This window comes from Salinimicrobium oceani (genome assembly GCF_012037645.1).
Genome location: NZ_JAAVJR010000558.1, coordinates 1 through 470 on the forward strand (window position 1 = coordinate 1; position 470 = coordinate 470).

Sequence of the window (470 nt, forward strand, 5' to 3'; positions counted from 1 at the left end):
GGTATAAGATTGATTATCAGGAGAGACGGACCATGGTCCGTCTTTACTATCAGGAGAGACGGACCATGGACCGTCTTTACAAAGGTATAGATGCAAAGCATCTATGTCTTCTGTTTTTGTTTCTTAGCAGCCGGAAAGAGCACGTTATTCAGGATGAGCCTGTATCCCGGGGAGGTGGGATGAAGTTCCAGTTCGGTTTTTGGGTCCCCTACCATGTGCTGATAATCTTCGGGATCATGACCTCCGTAAAAGGTGAAAAAACCGTTGCCTTTAATTCCGTGGATATATTTTGCTTCTCCGTTGATCCTGCTTTCTCCCATAACTAACACTGTAGGTTTAATGGTCGCAGGATCATAGGCCGTGGTTTGCCCCATAAATCCTTTAACCAGCATGGTGTGATTTTGGGTTAGCATGGTAGGCACAGGATCCCACTTTGCAGAGTACTCCATAAGAGTAAAATAATCCACATC

Annotated in this window: 1 pseudogene; it reads right to left on the bottom strand. The window is 45.1% G+C overall.

What is annotated here, in order from left to right:
• Nucleotides 1-101 precede the first annotated feature (101 nt).
• A pseudogene (locus HC175_RS18230) lies at nucleotides 102-470 on the bottom strand (asparagine synthetase B); the annotation flags it as partial.